The 14194-nt window shown below is 56.2% G+C and carries 16 protein-coding genes; 4 read left to right on the top strand and 12 right to left on the bottom strand.

What is annotated here, in order from left to right; translation table 11 throughout:
- Positions 1–42 precede the first annotated feature (42 nt).
- Positions 43–873 carry a nucleoside triphosphate pyrophosphohydrolase gene (mazG, locus tag Q8O69_RS19185; protein WP_305593772.1) on the top strand — a complete coding sequence of 277 codons (831 nt, stop codon included), beginning with the start codon at positions 43–45 and terminating at the stop codon, positions 871–873.
- Positions 874–1013: 140 nt separating this feature from the next.
- Entirely contained in the window at positions 1014–1553 is a 540-nt protein-coding gene (locus Q8O69_RS19180) for a DUF2058 domain-containing protein (protein ID WP_305593771.1), read from the top strand.
- Positions 1554–1629: 76 nt separating this feature from the next.
- Here Q8O69_RS19180 and Q8O69_RS19175 read toward each other — a convergent pair whose 3' ends face one another.
- The 3 genes from Q8O69_RS19175 to purM are packed head-to-tail and all read right to left on the bottom strand — an operon-like array spanning position 1630 to position 4075.
- Positions 1630–2346, bottom strand: a complete 717-nt coding sequence (locus Q8O69_RS19175; RefSeq protein ID WP_305593770.1) for a DUF3108 domain-containing protein — start codon at positions 2344–2346, stop codon at positions 1630–1632.
- A gap of 8 nt (positions 2347–2354) precedes the next feature.
- Positions 2355–3005: a phosphoribosylglycinamide formyltransferase gene (gene purN, locus Q8O69_RS19170; RefSeq protein WP_305593769.1), complete on the bottom strand. Its 651-nt coding sequence runs from the start codon at positions 3003–3005 to the stop codon at positions 2355–2357.
- 11 nt (positions 3006–3016) lie between these two features.
- Positions 3017–4075, bottom strand: a complete 1059-nt coding sequence (purM, locus tag Q8O69_RS19165; protein WP_305593768.1) for a phosphoribosylformylglycinamidine cyclo-ligase — start codon at positions 4073–4075, stop codon at positions 3017–3019.
- 317 nt (positions 4076–4392) lie between these two features.
- Between purM and Q8O69_RS19160 the strand changes: the two genes are divergently transcribed.
- On the top strand, positions 4393–5433 hold the full coding sequence (locus tag Q8O69_RS19160) for a DUF2066 domain-containing protein (RefSeq protein ID WP_305593767.1): 1041 nt from the start codon (positions 4393–4395) through the stop codon (positions 5431–5433).
- Positions 5434–5558: 125 nt separating this feature from the next.
- Positions 5559–6629, top strand: coding sequence for an AI-2E family transporter (locus Q8O69_RS19155; RefSeq protein ID WP_305593766.1), 1071 nt, complete (start codon positions 5559–5561; stop codon positions 6627–6629).
- On the opposite strand, the gene Q8O69_RS19150 is transcribed toward Q8O69_RS19155, so the two are convergent.
- The 9 genes from Q8O69_RS19150 to Q8O69_RS19110 form a co-directional block, all read right to left on the bottom strand.
- Complete coding sequence (locus Q8O69_RS19150) at positions 6602–7663, bottom strand: tyrosine-type recombinase/integrase (protein ID WP_305593765.1); 1062 nt, start codon at positions 7661–7663, stop codon at positions 6602–6604. The two genes, Q8O69_RS19155 and Q8O69_RS19150, sit on opposite strands and share 28 nt — an antisense overlap.
- A complete protein-coding gene (locus Q8O69_RS19145; RefSeq protein WP_305593764.1) occupies positions 7663–8952 on the bottom strand; it encodes a hypothetical protein in 1290 nt (429 codons plus the stop codon). Before Q8O69_RS19145 ends, Q8O69_RS19150 begins: the two co-directional genes overlap by 1 nt.
- Before the next feature lie 146 nt (positions 8953–9098).
- Positions 9099–10268 carry a zonular occludens toxin domain-containing protein gene (locus Q8O69_RS19140; RefSeq protein WP_305593763.1) on the bottom strand — a complete coding sequence of 390 codons (1170 nt, stop codon included), beginning with the start codon at positions 10266–10268 and terminating at the stop codon, positions 9099–9101.
- Between the two features lie 10 nt (positions 10269–10278).
- Positions 10279–10617, bottom strand: coding sequence for a DUF2523 family protein (locus tag Q8O69_RS19135; RefSeq protein ID WP_305593762.1), 339 nt, complete (start codon positions 10615–10617; stop codon positions 10279–10281).
- The gene (locus tag Q8O69_RS19130; RefSeq protein WP_305593761.1) at positions 10617–12077 is read right to left on the bottom strand and encodes a hypothetical protein; all 1461 of its coding nucleotides are present in this window, start codon (positions 12075–12077) and stop codon (positions 10617–10619) included. The genes Q8O69_RS19135 and Q8O69_RS19130 overlap by 1 nt, the downstream gene beginning before the upstream one ends.
- A gap of 65 nt (positions 12078–12142) precedes the next feature.
- Positions 12143–12382 carry a hypothetical protein gene (locus tag Q8O69_RS19125; protein WP_305593760.1) on the bottom strand — a complete coding sequence of 80 codons (240 nt, stop codon included), beginning with the start codon at positions 12380–12382 and terminating at the stop codon, positions 12143–12145.
- A 2-nt stretch (positions 12383–12384) separates the two neighbouring features.
- Complete coding sequence (locus tag Q8O69_RS19120) at positions 12385–12660, bottom strand: hypothetical protein (RefSeq protein WP_305593759.1); 276 nt, start codon at positions 12658–12660, stop codon at positions 12385–12387.
- A gap of 123 nt (positions 12661–12783) precedes the next feature.
- A complete protein-coding gene (locus Q8O69_RS19115) occupies positions 12784–13161 on the bottom strand; it encodes a DNA-binding protein (RefSeq protein ID WP_305593758.1) in 378 nt (125 codons plus the stop codon).
- A 771-nt stretch (positions 13162–13932) separates the two neighbouring features.
- Positions 13933–14181 (bottom strand): DUF5447 family protein, encoded by a 249-nt coding sequence (locus tag Q8O69_RS19110; RefSeq protein WP_305593785.1) that lies wholly within the window; start codon positions 14179–14181, stop codon positions 13933–13935.
- Positions 14182–14194: the final 13 nt, after the last annotated feature.

The raw sequence follows: 14194 nt of genomic DNA, 5'->3' as shown, positions 1-14194 counted from the left end.
CATTCCCGGATTGCATCCGGGCTACGTAGGTAAAGGAATTTTATGGACCAACTCGACGACCCGCTGCACCTGATGGCCCGGCTGCGCGACCCGCAGCACGGCTGCCCGTGGGACCTCAAGCAGAACTACGCGACCATCGTGCCGCACACCATTGAAGAGGCGTACGAGGTGGCCGATGCCATCGAGCGCGGCGACTTCGATCATCTGCCTGGTGAGCTGGGCGATCTGCTGTTTCAGGTGGTGTATTACAGCCAGCTGGCCCGCGAGGAAGGGCGCTTCGAATTTGCCCAGGTGGTTGATGGCATCACCAGCAAGCTGATTCGCCGTCATCCCCACGTGTTCCCCGATGGCGATCTGTATGGCGCTGTGGATGTGGCCAAGCTGGAAGAGGCTGCGGTCAAACAGCGCTGGGAAGAGATCAAGGCCGAAGAGCGCGCCGAGAAGGCCGCAGCCCCCGAGCAACTTTCGCTGCTTGACGATGTGCCCACGGCGCTACCGTCGCTAAGTCGGGCGATCAAATTGCAAAAGCGCGCCGCCCAGGTCGGTTTCGACTGGCCCGAGGCCTTGCCAGTGGTCGACAAGGTGCGCGAAGAGCTGGATGAAGTGCTCGAAGCCATGAGCGAGAACGACCCTGAGGCGATTAGCGAGGAGATCGGTGATCTGCTGTTTGTGGTCAGCAACCTGGCGCGGCATCTGAAAGTCGATCCGGAAACTGCCTTGCGCGCGGCCAATGGCAAGTTCGAGCGGCGCTTTCGTTTTATCGAACAGGCATTGCGTGAAGCGGGGCGCAACATGGAAGATTGCTCCCTGGATGAATTGGACGCGCTCTGGGGCGAAGCCAAGAAGCTGGAAAAGCAGACCCCGAGTTGCTGAGCCCGTAGGGTAGATGACGCTTTTTCATCCACCACTGCCAGGGACACGGTGGATGGGGGAAGCGTCATCCTCCCTACGAATAACGCGTCACGATTGCGCTGGGTACGCCCACTTAATATTGAAGTTTGGAAAGGTAGGTTATGGCTCTCTCACTACGCGATCAGTTGCTTAAAGCCGGGCTGGTCAACGAAAAGCAGGCCAAGCAGGCCGGCAAGCAGCAGCAGAAACAGCAGCGCCTGGTGCATAAAGGTCAGGTCGAGAAGGACGAATCGCAAAAGCTCGCCGCTCAGCAGGCCATGGCCGAGAAGGCCGCGCGCGACCAGGAGCTGAACCGTCAGCAGCAAGAGAAGATTGAGCAGAAGGCCCGTGCCGCGCAGATCAAGCAGCTTATCGAGGTGTCGCGCCTGCCCAAGCTGACCACCGAGGACTACTACAACTTCGTCGATGACAAGAAGGTTAAGCGCCTGTCGGTCAACACCCTGATGCGCAACAAGCTCAGCAGTGGTTCGCTGGCCATCGTGCGCCACGGCGGTGGCTACGAAGTGATCCCGCGCGAAGCCGCGTTGAAGATCCAAGAGCGCGACCCGCAACGTGTGGTGCTGCTCAATACCCCGACCGAAGCCCCGGATACTGATGATCCGTATGCGGCTTATCAGGTGCCGGACGATCTGATGTGGTGATGGCCCAGGCCGAACCTGCAGAAATCCGCCCATAAAAAAGCCGAGCACTTAGCTCGGCTTTTTACATCGATTTAACTCAGTCCTTGCGGCCTAGAACAGCTTTGCCGTCGACTGTGCCTTCCTTGAGCATGATCTGGTATTCCTTGCCGTCTTTCTCGACCTGATGCAGACGCACCAGCAGGAAGTTCCAGTCCTTGGCAAACCAGAGGATGGTCTTGCGGCTGCTTTGCGTCGGGTCGCGCACGCGCTCGACCTTGATCGCATCGATCAGACCAGCCTTGGTGCGCACCACTTCCTCGCCGAGTACGCGGAAGTCGTAGGTTTCCACTTCATCGCCATCGACCACCTGGTAGCTCATGCTTTTGGTGCCGGCGGCTACGTCGTACTGCAGGGCTAACTGGTAGGTCGACTTGTCCAGCAGGCCACGGTTCAGCGGTAGGCGCACCGGGGTGTCGCGGTCACTGCCGATCACCTGCTTGGCGCTCCAGTCGAAGTCATGCTCGATCTTCTTGCCTTTGCCCAGGCCGTTGCGCTCGTACAGGTAGGTTTGCGGCAGGAAGACTTCTTTATCCACGCGCAGGGTGCTTTGTTCGGTGAGGCTGGCGACCAGCATCGAGGCCTCGAAATTCAGCTGCCACAGGCCGTTATCCAGAGCTTGCAGGCTGCGCTCGGCGCTGCCGCTGACGGGCAGTTGCTTCCAGTCGGCGGTGTAGCTGGCAGAAAAGGGTTTCAGCTCAACGGCCAATGCCGGCAAGCTCAGAAGCGTTAGTGCGAACAGTAAGGCGCGACCCATGGTGTCTCCTAAGTTCGAATGAGGTGTCCGGTACTCGGTAACAGTTGCTCGTCCAACATGGCCCCATGCGCTGTCAGCTGCAAACGGCCTTCGACAAACCAGCGTACGGCCAGCGGGTAAATCACATGTTCCTGCTCGTGTACGCGCTGCGCCAGGCTGGTGGGCGAGTCATCCGACTGTACCGGTACCACTGCCTGTACGACCAGTGGTCCGCCATCGAGTTCCTCGCTGACGAAGTGCACGCTGCAGCCATGCTCGCTGTCACCGGCGTCCAGCGCCCGCTGGTGGGTATGCAGGCCTTTGTATTTCGGCAGCAGCGAGGGGTGGATATTCAGCAGGCGGCCGGCGTAGTGACGAACGAAGCCGGGCGTGAGGATGCGCATAAAGCCGGCCAGCACCACCAACTGCGGATCAAACGCATCGATGGCCTCGACCAGCGCGGTATCGAAGGCCTCGCGGCCGTCAAACTGCTTGTGGTCGAGTACGGCGGTGGCAATGCCAGCCTGTTTGGCGCGCTCCAGGCCGTAGGCATCGGCGCGGTTGGAAATCACCGCGCTGATGCGTGCCGGATTGCCGTCATGGGCGATGCTGTCGATCAGCGCCTGCAGGTTGCTGCCGGAGCCGGAGATCAGCACCACCACATTGCAGTCTGTAGGCATCGGTGCCGACATTAGTGCTGTTTCAGGTTGTTCAGCACGACCTGGGCGGCACCTTCGGCAGCTTCACCGATCTGGCCGATCACCCATGGCTGCTCGCCAGCGGCGGTCAGGGTTTGCAGGGTGACTTCGACCTGATCCTGAGCCACGCAGATGACCATGCCGACACCGCAGTTGAGTACGCGGTGCATCTCGTGCTCATCCACATTGCCTTTTTCCTGCAGCCAGTCGAAGACTGCTGGGCGCGTCCAGCTGGCCACATCGACCACGGCTTGGGCGCCTTTGGGCAGCACGCGCGGAATGTTGTCGAGCAGGCCGCCACCGGTGATGTGGGCCATGGCTTTAACTGCGCCAGTGTCCTTGATCAGCTTGAGCAGCGGTTTGACGTAGATACGGGTCGGCGCCATCAGCAGGTCGGTCAGCGGCTTGCCGTCGACCTGGGTGGTTTCGATTTCGGTGCCGGAGACTTCGATGATCTTGCGGATCAGCGAGTAGCCGTTGGAGTGCGGGCCGGACGATGGCAGGGCGATCAACGCGTCGCCGGTAGCGACTTTCGAGCCGTCGATGATTTCGGCTTTTTCCACCACACCGACGCAGAAGCCGGCCAGGTCGTAGTCTTCGCCTTCGTACATGCCGGGCATTTCAGCGGTTTCACCGCCAACCAGGGAGCAGCCCGCCAGTTCGCAGCCAGCGCCGATGCCGGTAACCACGGTGGCGGCGACGTCAACGTTGAGCTTGCCGGTGGCGTAATAGTCGAGGAAGAACAGCGGCTCGGCGCCACACACCACCAGGTCGTTGACGCACATGGCGACCAGGTCCTGGCCGATGCTGTCGTGCATGTTCAGGTTCAGCGCCAAGCGCAGCTTGGTGCCTACACCGTCGGTGCCGGAGACCAGCACCGGTTGTTTGTAGCCAGCCGGGATCTCGCACAGCGCGCCGAAGCCGCCCAGCCCACCCATGACTTCCGGACGCGCGGTGCGCTTGGCCACGCCTTTGATGCGTTCGACCAGGGCTTCGCCCGCGTCGATATCTACACCTGCGTCCTTGTAGCTGATGGAGGGTTGCTTGCTCATAGATCCAGGCCTTTAGGGGAAATTCGGATTGGCACCGCCGCTTGTGGCGGCGGTCTGCGAAGGCGCGCGATTTTATCAGGCTTACCCGGCAGCGGCCACCCAGGCGGCGCGATGGTTGCGGGTGCTGGGGCGGCTGTTTAAGCTCGAAATCTGCCTGTTGTTGGCCGTCTGTGGCTTAAAGGGCTTTGGAATGCGCCTTAACAGCACCTAAACTCGCACTCCTGAGCTACCGCTGCCGGCCCTATTTGGCGTGGATTGGCTGTAACTGTTGTTAAACCTGGCCTACGCGCCGCTTTCCGTCCGTCGAGAATCCATCCATGCGTTTGACCGCTCGCCTGCTTCTTGCCTGTTTGTCACTGTCTGGCCTGCCGGCATTTGCCGCGCCGGTGAGTGATCTCTACCAAGTCCGCGAAGCGGTCAGCAGCCAGCAACCGGAAGAACGCGCTGCCGCCCTGAGCCGCGCGCTGGATACCCTGGTGTTGCGTCTGACCGGCAAGGCCGATGCGGCGCAAAGCCCAGCACTGGCGGCGCTGCGCAAGGACCCGCAACAGATCGTCAGCCAATACGGCTATGAAGGTGACAAGCTGCTGGTCGACTTTGATCCACTGAGCACCGATCGCAACCTGCGTCAGGCGGGCCTGGCGCTGTGGGGCGCTAATCGCCCAAGCATTCTGCTGTGGTGGTTAAGTGATGCCAGTGACGGCAGCCGTCTGCTCGGTGACGGTCAAGCCGCTGCCGCACCGCTCAATCAGGCCGCGCAGCACCGTGGTCTGCCGCTGCGCCTGCCGTTGGCCGATCTGGCCGAACAACTGGTGGCGGTGCCGGAAAACCTCACGGCCAATGATCCGGCCGCCTTGCGTGAAGCCTCCGAACGCTACGCCGCCGATGCCCTGCTGGCAGTTATGGCGCGCGAAGCAAACGGCCAGTGGCAGGCCGAGTGGCGCCTGTGGTTGGGTGATGAGCGTGAGCAAGGCACTGTGCAGGGTGCCGATCAAGCTGCGCTGGCCGATGCCATCCTGTTGGCCGTCCATCAACGTCTGGCCCCACGTTTTATCGTCGCTGCCGGCGCCGCCACTGGCTTGACGGTGGAAGTGCAGGGCGTCGACCTGGCGCGTTACGCCGAATTGCAGCGCATTCTTGAGCCGTTCGCCGCGCAGCTGCGCAAGGTGCAGGGCGATACGCTGACCTTTGCCGTGAATGCCAATGCCGAGCAGTTGCGTGCGCAACTGGGCTTGGCGCGCTTGCAGGAAGTGCCGGCAGAGGCTCCAGTGCTAGATGCCAGTCAGACCGTTACGCCGCCAGCCCCTGGCGCTGAGCCTGCTGCGCCGCGTGACAATGTGCTGAGGTTTCGCTGGTAGACTGCGGCGATTGCCCCGTGCCCTGACTTGAAAACCGCAGCTATCGAGCTGCGGTTTTCTTATATAGCGGGCCTCGCGGGATTGAGGGTTTTCTGGATAAAACGTTGGCATATGGAGCGCTGGGCATGATCGATTCGCATCGTTGGATATGGATAATCGGGGCGCTGCTACTGTGCGGCCTGTTGTACCTGCTGGCGCCGATTCTCTCGCCGTTTCTGATCGGCGTGCTGCTGGCCTATATGGGCGATCCGCTGGTTGACCGTCTGGAGCGCTGGAAACTGTCGCGGACCTGGGGCGTGGTGGTGGTGTTTGCGCTGATCACCCTGATCATGGCCATCCTGCTGCTGGTCTTGGTGCCGATGCTGGGCAAGCAGCTGGTGCGCTTGTACGAGTTGATCCCGGAAATGCTCGACTGGGCCCAGAACCAGGCTCTGCCATGGGTTCAGCTCAAGCTCGGTCTGAGCGAAGGATTTTGGCGCTTTGATCAGCTGAAAACCGCGCTGTCCGGGCAATTGGGTAAAACCACCGATATCGTCGGCATGCTGCTGTCCACCGCCACCTCTTCAGGCCTGGCGCTGCTGGCCTGGCTGGCCAATCTGGTGCTGATTCCAGTGGTGAGCTTCTACCTGATGCGTGATTGGGATCTGATGGTCGCCAAGCTGCGCAGCTTGCTGCCGCGCGGCCGTGAAGGCCTGGTTGTACAGCTGTTCGGCGAATGCCACGAAGTGCTCGGCGCCTTCCTGCGCGGCCAGTTACTGGTGATGCTGGCGCTGGGTGTGATGTATGCCACCGGCCTGATGGTGATCGGCCTGGAACTCGGGCTGCTGATCGGCGTGCTGGCCGGCTTGGCCAGCATCGTGCCGTACCTCGGCGTGGTGGTCGGCATCGGCGCGGCATTGACGGCCGGCCTGTTTCAGTTCGGCATGGACCCTTACCCTCTGGTGGCCATCGCCGCAGTCTTTATCGTCGGGCAAATGCTCGAAGGCATGCTGCTGACACCGATGCTGGTAGGCGACCGCATCGGCCTGCACCCGGTCGCGGTAATCTTCGCGATCATGGCCGGCGGCCAACTGTTCGGCTTCACCGGCATCCTCCTGGCACTCCCGGTAGCAGCGGTAATCATGGTGTTAGTGCGTCATCTGCATGATTTCTATAAACAATCGGACACCTATGGCGCATCAGTCGCAGACGATTGATTTTTAAGGGTTTTTCTCTTGCTCGCTTTTGCGTGTGTCGAAGAAGTGTCGAAACCATCCAAAGGGTTAAGGCGCAGGGCATCGCGCAAATGCGAAGGTGAAAGGTGCGCGTAGCGCATTGTCATTGTCAGGGAGGAATGACCGAGCACCTCCTTTAAGGTCAGGATGTTTCCGCCGTTCATAATGAAGTGGCTGGCGAATGTATGGCGCAGGACGTGAGTTGCCTGACCCCTTGGCAGCTTGATACCACTTGCCACGAGGGCAGAGCGGAAAGAGTGCATACAGGACGTGAAGCGTCCGTGCTGATCAAAGAACGCATGCAGGCGCTTTTGCAGAGCTGGACTTATAGGAATAGTACGGGTGCGTTTCGACTTCGTATTAATGAAGGTCACAGCATCATGGACGACCTGAGCAGCCGTCAGGCTTTCAGCCTCAGACCATCGCGAACCAGTAGCTAAACAGACTTCAGAAACGAGGCGAGCGCTTGGCGAACGCTTGAGCCTATCGAGCGACTCGAGCAAAAGCGAAATCTGCTTTGTCGAAAGATACGATAGTTGACGCTCCTGAAATTTGAGCGGCTTTATCGAGTCGAGCGGGTTCGCATAGTCGATATCACCTAGGCGGCGAAGCTCATTGAATACGGCCTTCAGATACGTAAAACGGTTGTTGATCGACTTGGGCACAGCACCGGCTTCTAGCTCAGATCGACGGAGGTGGGCGAGGTGTGCGCCAGTCAATTTTGTGGCAACCGGATCACCCAAGCGGGACGCCATAAGCAACAGGGTATTCTTTCGACGACGTCCGCTAGTGATGGTGTGGCCGTGAAGATCAAACCATTGCTCTATCAGTTGAGACAGCTTGCGCTTGTCCTTTGGCCTGGGGTTCCAGGAAGTAGCCTTGATGCAGTCAATACGGCATGACGCCTCAAAACGGGTTGCTTCTGCCTTGGTCTTAAAAGTCTTGCGGAATCGACGGCCTTTAACAGGCTCAATATCGACCTTCCAGCGTCCGTCAGCAGTGGCCGTGATCGACATTAGACGGCGACCCCCCAACGCACAATGCGTTCTTCTAATCGCTCACCGATCATGGCGCGCACGTCTTGAGGGGTCATGCCCTTGTCACGGTAATAGGTGCGAATCAGAGGCCAAAAGGGCAGGCTCTTAAGAGCCTGAAAAGTCTTTTTTGCGTCCAACCCTTGCCGCGCAGCGAGAGTGATGGCGTTGCCAATCATCAAATCAATATTCTTGCCGCTGAAGCCAGTGGCGGTCTTGTAACGGCGCTTATAGAAGGTTTCATCGAACAGGGAGGTAACACCCGTTTCAACGGTCACATCATCGCGAATCAGCGTCCAGAGCGGGTCATTGATACCAGGGCGAGACAGCAGGCGGAAATGGCTAATGCCATAGCGCCAGAGGCCGTCGAGGTGCGGTGCAAATTCGGCAAAGGTTCGCGTCTCAATAAAATCGCCAGTACCGGTCGAGCAACTACCGGCAGCGAACTGGTTAACGATGGAGTGGTGATAGCGGAACTCAGCACGCCATACAGGGGCGTCAGGGTCATAGTTGCAGGCATCATCAGCGTCAAAAGGGTTATCACCGCGACGCCATACGCCTTCCCACCAGTCGAGTTTATCAATGGCCTTGGCTTGCAGCGTTTTGTTGTACAGGCCGAGCTGGCAGGCACCAGCCGAGCCGAAAAGATACGATTGGCCACGACCATAAGTGGCGGACTTGTCAGCCCACTCGAAGCGGCTGATGCCGTCAAAACTACGCTGTGCAGTAGCCTTACAGTGCATGCATGCGACGATGTCTTCAGGTGGCGTCCAGCCCTGAAAATCAAGGGCAAGGTGTACGGCGCATTGCTTGGGGGCGACGTTAGACATGGACTCAACGGCGAGGCGATCCATTAGCTCCTGCAGGCGCTCAGGTTCATGCGCGTCAATAGCATGCGGTGAGACCTCAATTTTGAGGTGTGGGCCGATGGCGTCGATTTTCTTGTTGAAATTCTTGAGCAGCAGAATCAGGCCGAGGTCAGCATTCTGGAGCTTGAATTGATAGCCGCTGTCACGGCCAACGCGGGAGGCGTGGAAGCGGTAACCGGCAAAATCGACCATGCCGGGCTTTTCACCGAAAAGAGACAGCAACTCAGGACGAAGGAGACCCTCGTAGAGCTGGCGCACGGTATCGACGCCACAGCGGAGAAGGCGAACGGCTGAAAGGTCAGTGAACTTGGCCAAATGGCTATCGAAGAAGAAACGACCTTTTGGGCTTTCTGTAACTTCGCCATCAGCACCAAACAGAACCCGGATTTGATCTTTTGCCACGAAACACCCCTTATTGAGCGTTAATGATCGTTTTGATATGTGTGTTATTGACGTGCTACAGGGACGTCAGAATTAACTTGTAAAGCGCCAGACAGACGAAGCGGATAGAGACTGCGCCATAGGCCGGCTGAGCAAGCACAGACGGCCTATGGCGCAGGCTTAAGACCCGCAATGGTCTCGCGTGGAGCTTTCCCGAAGTTGTCCAGGGGCCATGGCCTGATAACGTGAGAAACACCGTCTTTAGTGAGCAGAAGGCCGTACGGCTTGCGCTCGATAGACCAACCGAGGGACGCCACGTCCGCTCTATTCATGCGCTCTTTGACCCGGTAAGCCGGGTCTAGAAAATCAATCACGAAATCAAAAGCAGGCTTGCCCGGCTCAAGGTTTTTACGATCGAGAATGGCGGAAAGCCTGGGCTGAAATTTCTGTGCGAATTTGTCCAGGTAGTCGATTGGCTCAGGGTCAGATTGCTGCGTACTCTGTTGAGCTTGAACAAGCTGAGGCTGCGCCTGAGCGGCAGGCTGTTGCTTAGGCTGGGATGGAGTGGCTTGAGCGACTGCCGGGGAAACCTCAACATCATCAGCACCAACACCAGAACCGCCCCAAAAATCAGCAATCAGCCAAACAGCGAAAAAAAGGGCAATGACATAAGCAGCGGCAAAGAACTTATGCTTTCCCTGGAAAATAGAAAACCGAGAGTCCTTTAGATTGCCTTTGTTTTCAGTTCCATCCTCATGGCTCTTATAAGCACCATAGAAAGCAGTGTTGTACTTCTTTTCACCCTGGGCGGTTTGCCTGAATTTACCGCGACCAACGTTGGTCAGGCTAGACCAGTGATAACTATCATCTTTGCCTTTCATGCTGAGTTTAGTAAATCGCGTATAGCGCTCTAATCGACCGCGCCAGGTCTTGTGAAGCTCAGACAAGTCCTGCCCGAGAATGCAAATATCCATGCCTTTATGACCGTGCTCGGTTACAAACTTAGCCCAATCAGGCGATAGCGGCTGACGGTCAGGGGGCCAAAACTGATTTATTTCATCCCAAAACCAGAGGCAACCGTTAATTACATGCTTTAAGAACTGCTCTTTTACATAGGGCACCACCTGCTCTTCTGGCATGCCTTCGGGTGGCTCAATACAAATCAAAAGACGCTTAATTGTGTCTATTGGAATGCCGAGGTGAGATGCAAAGAAAGCATGATTAATACCTGCAATATTGGTAACAACAGTTCGACCAGCCGCAAGGGCATCGCAAACATAACGCATTGCTTCAAGCGACTTACCAGAACGAGGCAAACCCTCATGACCAAAAATCATAGCGACCTACCTACCACTGACCTAGAGTCAGAGCTTTACGAGTTAATCGAAAGGCAACACCAGTGCCGATAACAGCAAGGCCGTAGTGCAGACCAAAGAAGTCAACAAAATAGAGAATGTCAGGGCCAAGAGAATTAAAAAGGCCCTGGAGACTAGCGCTCTCAACAAAATCAGGAACAGGGATGGCAGACAAGACATATATGACGCCGTCTAATATTCCCTCAAGGATTACAACGGGAAGGTCTAAGAAGAATTCCATAAAGTCTTCAAAGATGCCCTTGAGCCATTCGAAGACACGACGAAACCAGGCAAGCAGCGCTTTAAACCAACTAACTATGGTGGCAATCATCAGAGAATACCTATGCGAATAGCGCCGAGAGTGCAGCCGAGGAGAAATATTGTTTGTATCCAGGGGCCGAGGCTGACGAACCAGGGCAAGCAGTGATAATCGAAGTTTAGGTCTATAGGCATAGATGCAATGCCTAGATCGAGGGTGGAATTGTAAGACCAGGTTGGGCATGCACCTGCAGAGATAGATACATCAAACAACGAACCAACAGCGGAAATTATGGGGATAGAAGAAACTCGGTCGGAGTAACTATCAAGATGATCCTCTTTGGTTAGTTCAGATGGGGAATAAAGGTCTTCATAAGCCGGGCCATCACAGCTTGAACCCTCACAAGGTGAAGCCACCTGCTCTTCTTGGGGTTTTTCTGCGGGTTCTTCGGCCTCGATGTCGTCATTCTCAGTGACAGTTTCTTCGCCTACTTGCTGACCATCTTCATTCCAAATAGTTGTTTGAGTTTTAGAAAAGTCAAAGTAAGTCGGGCCGTATGTAACTTTGTAATTTGTGGTGGTGCTGGCTGCCTTTGTGCCGACAGTGCCGTCAGGCTTTGTATAAGTGCCAGACGTTGTAGTAGTTGGCCCCTGAACAGTAGTAGGGCCGTTAAGCTGGGAGCGCTCTTTAAGCTGGTCATAACAACGTGAAGAGCCATTACAGGCTTCATTCAGGAGGTTGCGGTGCCATTGACTGTTTTGAGCATTGGCGTAGGCATCAATCAAAGAGAAGTCAGATTCAGTGACCGGTACGGGAGCGGGGTTGATGCAAGACGTAAAGTCAGAACTAGGGATAAGACCGGCTGGACATGAACCAGCATGGAAGTGAGCGACAGGTACTAAAGTACCTGTGCTGGAGCCCTGCGAATACTTAATTGAACAAGTTGCATCTATACCAGGACGAACATTAGTGACTGAAACCGATGTAATAGATGCACCGTAAGTATTGCGAGCAAAATCATCGGCAAAATGCTGGCATGCGGAACTTGCAGAAGGCTTTTTGACATTAGCAAAAATACTCCAATAAGAGTCAGAGCCGGTCGGGATGTAATCGACAGAGCTATTGTCAATTTTTTGAAGTTCTGAACCTTCGCCCATGACCCAATCTAAACCGGCAACCATTCCAGCGATGACACCACCGACGACAATGGAAGCGGCATTGTTCTTTAGAAAACCTTTGGTTGCTTCGATAGTGCGAGGGATTGAATAGTCGATTGTGGGGATAACTTTCAACGGTACTTTACGATCACCAGGCTGAAAGGGTATGTACTCGCCCTGAGCAGCACCTGGGATTGATAATGTTGAACCGGACTTAACCGGAACGCCTGCGCCTGGGGAAGTTGCAACGGACTGAGCCGTTGGCATTGTTACGTGCTTACGAGTTGCAGCATTAGAGTGCGAGGCTACTGATAAAACGCATAGCAAGAAACAGAGCCACAGGCCAGACCGAAAAAAGCCGCGAATACTATCCATATCATTACCCACCCCACGAAAAGAAAGGGCACCCGAAGGTGCCCAGGTAAAACAAAGTTTTGGAATTAACCAGGGAAGAAGCTGGCGACCTTGTTAATTGCCCACTTGGCAAAGTTGGGGCCGAGTTTGACGACACCCATGCCCAGGAAAGCGGCAATTACGGTGGCACCGGAAACAGCGGCGATCATGGTGCTGAAGTCGATGTCGCCGTCAGCAGCAAGGACAGGCAGGGAAGTCGCAGCAGTTACAGCAATTGCAGTGACGGTCAGGCCGGCAGCGCGGTTGAGCAGTTGTTGCATTTTCATAGTCAAAGTTCCTGTATATCGTGTTTTGAATCGAAAAAGCCGGCCACAGAGCCGACAGCGTGAGCTACGACGGCGCAGCCAATGACCGCGCCGAAGGAAGCGGTAAACGCAGCAGCAAACACCAATGGATCAGGGAAGGCGAAGAGCTGCGCCACCGTCATGGAGCCTGCCCAGTCGGCAGGCGTCATGAGTACGTAACCCGTGCATTCACCAGTGAACTCGCCTGCTGCTATGAGCGCGCTGGTGGCTTGGTCGAGGTGGACGCACAGGGGAAGCATTAAAAGGTCGCCGTGGCGGCTACTTGGTCAGCCAAAAGAGCGCCGTCAACAAGCCCCCAGCAATAACCAGCAGCCCCCGCTAATACCGCTATAAACAAATACCGATACATGGCGACCTACCCCTTAGGACTTGGCAGCGTCAGCAGTTGGTGCAGCTTGGCGCTGTTGCTGGTTTTGGCGTGGTGCAGGTGCGTCTTCTACCAACTCAGTCAACACTTGCACGTTGGTGATGTTGCCGAAGCGGTCTTTAGTCGGACGCACTACAGATTTGAACTTGCAGAACACTGGGGAACCTTCAAAAACTACCTTTGGCAGAATCGACGGTTCGCAGGAGTACTCAGTAATTTCAAAGCCTTTGGCGTTGCCACGGGCACCTTCTGGAATAGGGCCAATGGCTTGAATATTGGCGTATACCTCGCCAGTGGTTTTGGAGGTGTATGTGTCGGTCTTAGTTACCCAAAGTTCAACCAGACCACCGTTAGAAGCGAACATTACATTCATGCTGTTATTTCCTGTAGTTGTGCGCTTATTGCGCGGTTTATTTCCCGTTTTATGATTTTTGGCGCAAGTGGTCTCTGACCTGATATATGGCCTTTGTCATTGTTCGGGCGTTTCGTTGCTCTATTTATAACTCAGCTAATTAGCCGATTTTCAGTTATCAAAACTTTTCATGCGGTAAAACCGAAATAGTATTAATGAGCGTTAATGACGTTTTCGAACTTGCAAACTATCAATTCAATTGATGCTGGCGACCCCTTACGGGTCAGGCTCTACTCGCTTCGCTCACCAAGCCAAAACGATGGAGCTGTTTTGTCTTGCCCCTGCCGAGTAACGATCCTTTTCGCTCTTGACCCTCCGGGCCGCTTAAAGCAGATCAAGAGCGCTTCCTTCTACTCCGGTCTCGGGGGCGGGGTTCTATCCCCACCCCGGCACCTTCTTTCGGTCACAGCGGACGGTAGCCAGCCCTGTAGTCCGCGCAAGGCACGCTACGCTCTACGGCCTTGCGCGGCCTACCGGTCGGGCTCCTATTCGTCCGCGACCGAAGACGAAGGCGACGGGGCGGGGATAGAGTCAGATTCTTGTGCAGGAGCAAAATCAGGGCAGCCCGCATTCATCCACGACACCAGCACCGAGCCGCCAAGCGTCCAAAGATCAGTGCCACGCTGGATTGCCTCTTGCTGTAGTGCCAAGTAGGCCGATGACGGGGCGCAGACGTAGAAACGGCGCTCTTTATCCTCAATATTGGTTTGGCGTGGCGGGATCATTAGGCGGTTACTCCAAATTGAACGGTTCGCGCAGTGGCACGCATGGCGTTGGTTTGCCCGTGTCGCTGTAGACGTGCCAATACCTGGGCGGTCGGTCGCTGGGCGTGTGTTTGGCGCAGTACGACGCCGGGACTACCAGCAGACGGCCATCGACCTTTGATACTTGCGCGGGGCGGCACTGGGTGCATGGTTCCGAGCGGGACGCTGTAAAACTCAGTTGATGTTTCGACCAGCAGACAGAGCAGTCGCAGTTCACGAGGTGTGGCTGG

It is taken from the genome of Pseudomonas sp., assembly GCF_030690725.1.
Taxonomy (GTDB): Bacteria; Pseudomonadota; Gammaproteobacteria; order Pseudomonadales; family Pseudomonadaceae; genus Aquipseudomonas.
The sequence above is the reverse complement of the archived record's forward strand: the minus strand, read 5'-3'. Positions and strand labels throughout refer to the sequence as shown.

Coding starts and splice junctions, on each gene's coding strand:
- Q8O69_RS19180 (WP_305593771.1), top strand. CDS start 1,014: ATGGCTCTCTCACTACGCGATCAGTTGCTTAAAGCCGGGCTGGTCAAC.
- Q8O69_RS19175 (WP_305593770.1), bottom strand. CDS start 2,346: ATGGGTCGCGCCTTACTGTTCGCACTAACGCTTCTGAGCTTGCCGGCA.
- Q8O69_RS19135 (WP_305593762.1), bottom strand. CDS start 10,617: ATGATTGCCACCATAGTTAGTTGGTTTAAAGCGCTGCTTGCCTGGTTT.
- purN (WP_305593769.1), bottom strand. CDS start 3,005: ATGCCTACAGACTGCAATGTGGTGGTGCTGATCTCCGGCTCCGGCAGC.
- Q8O69_RS19130 (WP_305593761.1), bottom strand. CDS start 12,077: ATGGATAGTATTCGCGGCTTTTTTCGGTCTGGCCTGTGGCTCTGTTTC.
- Q8O69_RS19150 (WP_305593765.1), bottom strand. CDS start 7,663: ATGTCGATCACGGCCACTGCTGACGGACGCTGGAAGGTCGATATTGAG.
- Q8O69_RS19160 (WP_305593767.1), top strand. CDS start 4,393: ATGCGTTTGACCGCTCGCCTGCTTCTTGCCTGTTTGTCACTGTCTGGC.
- mazG (WP_305593772.1), top strand. CDS start 43: ATGGACCAACTCGACGACCCGCTGCACCTGATGGCCCGGCTGCGCGAC.
- purM (WP_305593768.1), bottom strand. CDS start 4,075: ATGAGCAAGCAACCCTCCATCAGCTACAAGGACGCAGGTGTAGATATC.
- Q8O69_RS19115 (WP_305593758.1), bottom strand. CDS start 13,161: ATGAATGTAATGTTCGCTTCTAACGGTGGTCTGGTTGAACTTTGGGTA.
- Q8O69_RS19140 (WP_305593763.1), bottom strand. CDS start 10,268: ATGATTTTTGGTCATGAGGGTTTGCCTCGTTCTGGTAAGTCGCTTGAA.
- Q8O69_RS19125 (WP_305593760.1), bottom strand. CDS start 12,382: ATGAAAATGCAACAACTGCTCAACCGCGCTGCCGGCCTGACCGTCACT.
- Q8O69_RS19155 (WP_305593766.1), top strand. CDS start 5,559: ATGATCGATTCGCATCGTTGGATATGGATAATCGGGGCGCTGCTACTG.
- Q8O69_RS19120 (WP_305593759.1), bottom strand. CDS start 12,660: ATGCTTCCCCTGTGCGTCCACCTCGACCAAGCCACCAGCGCGCTCATA.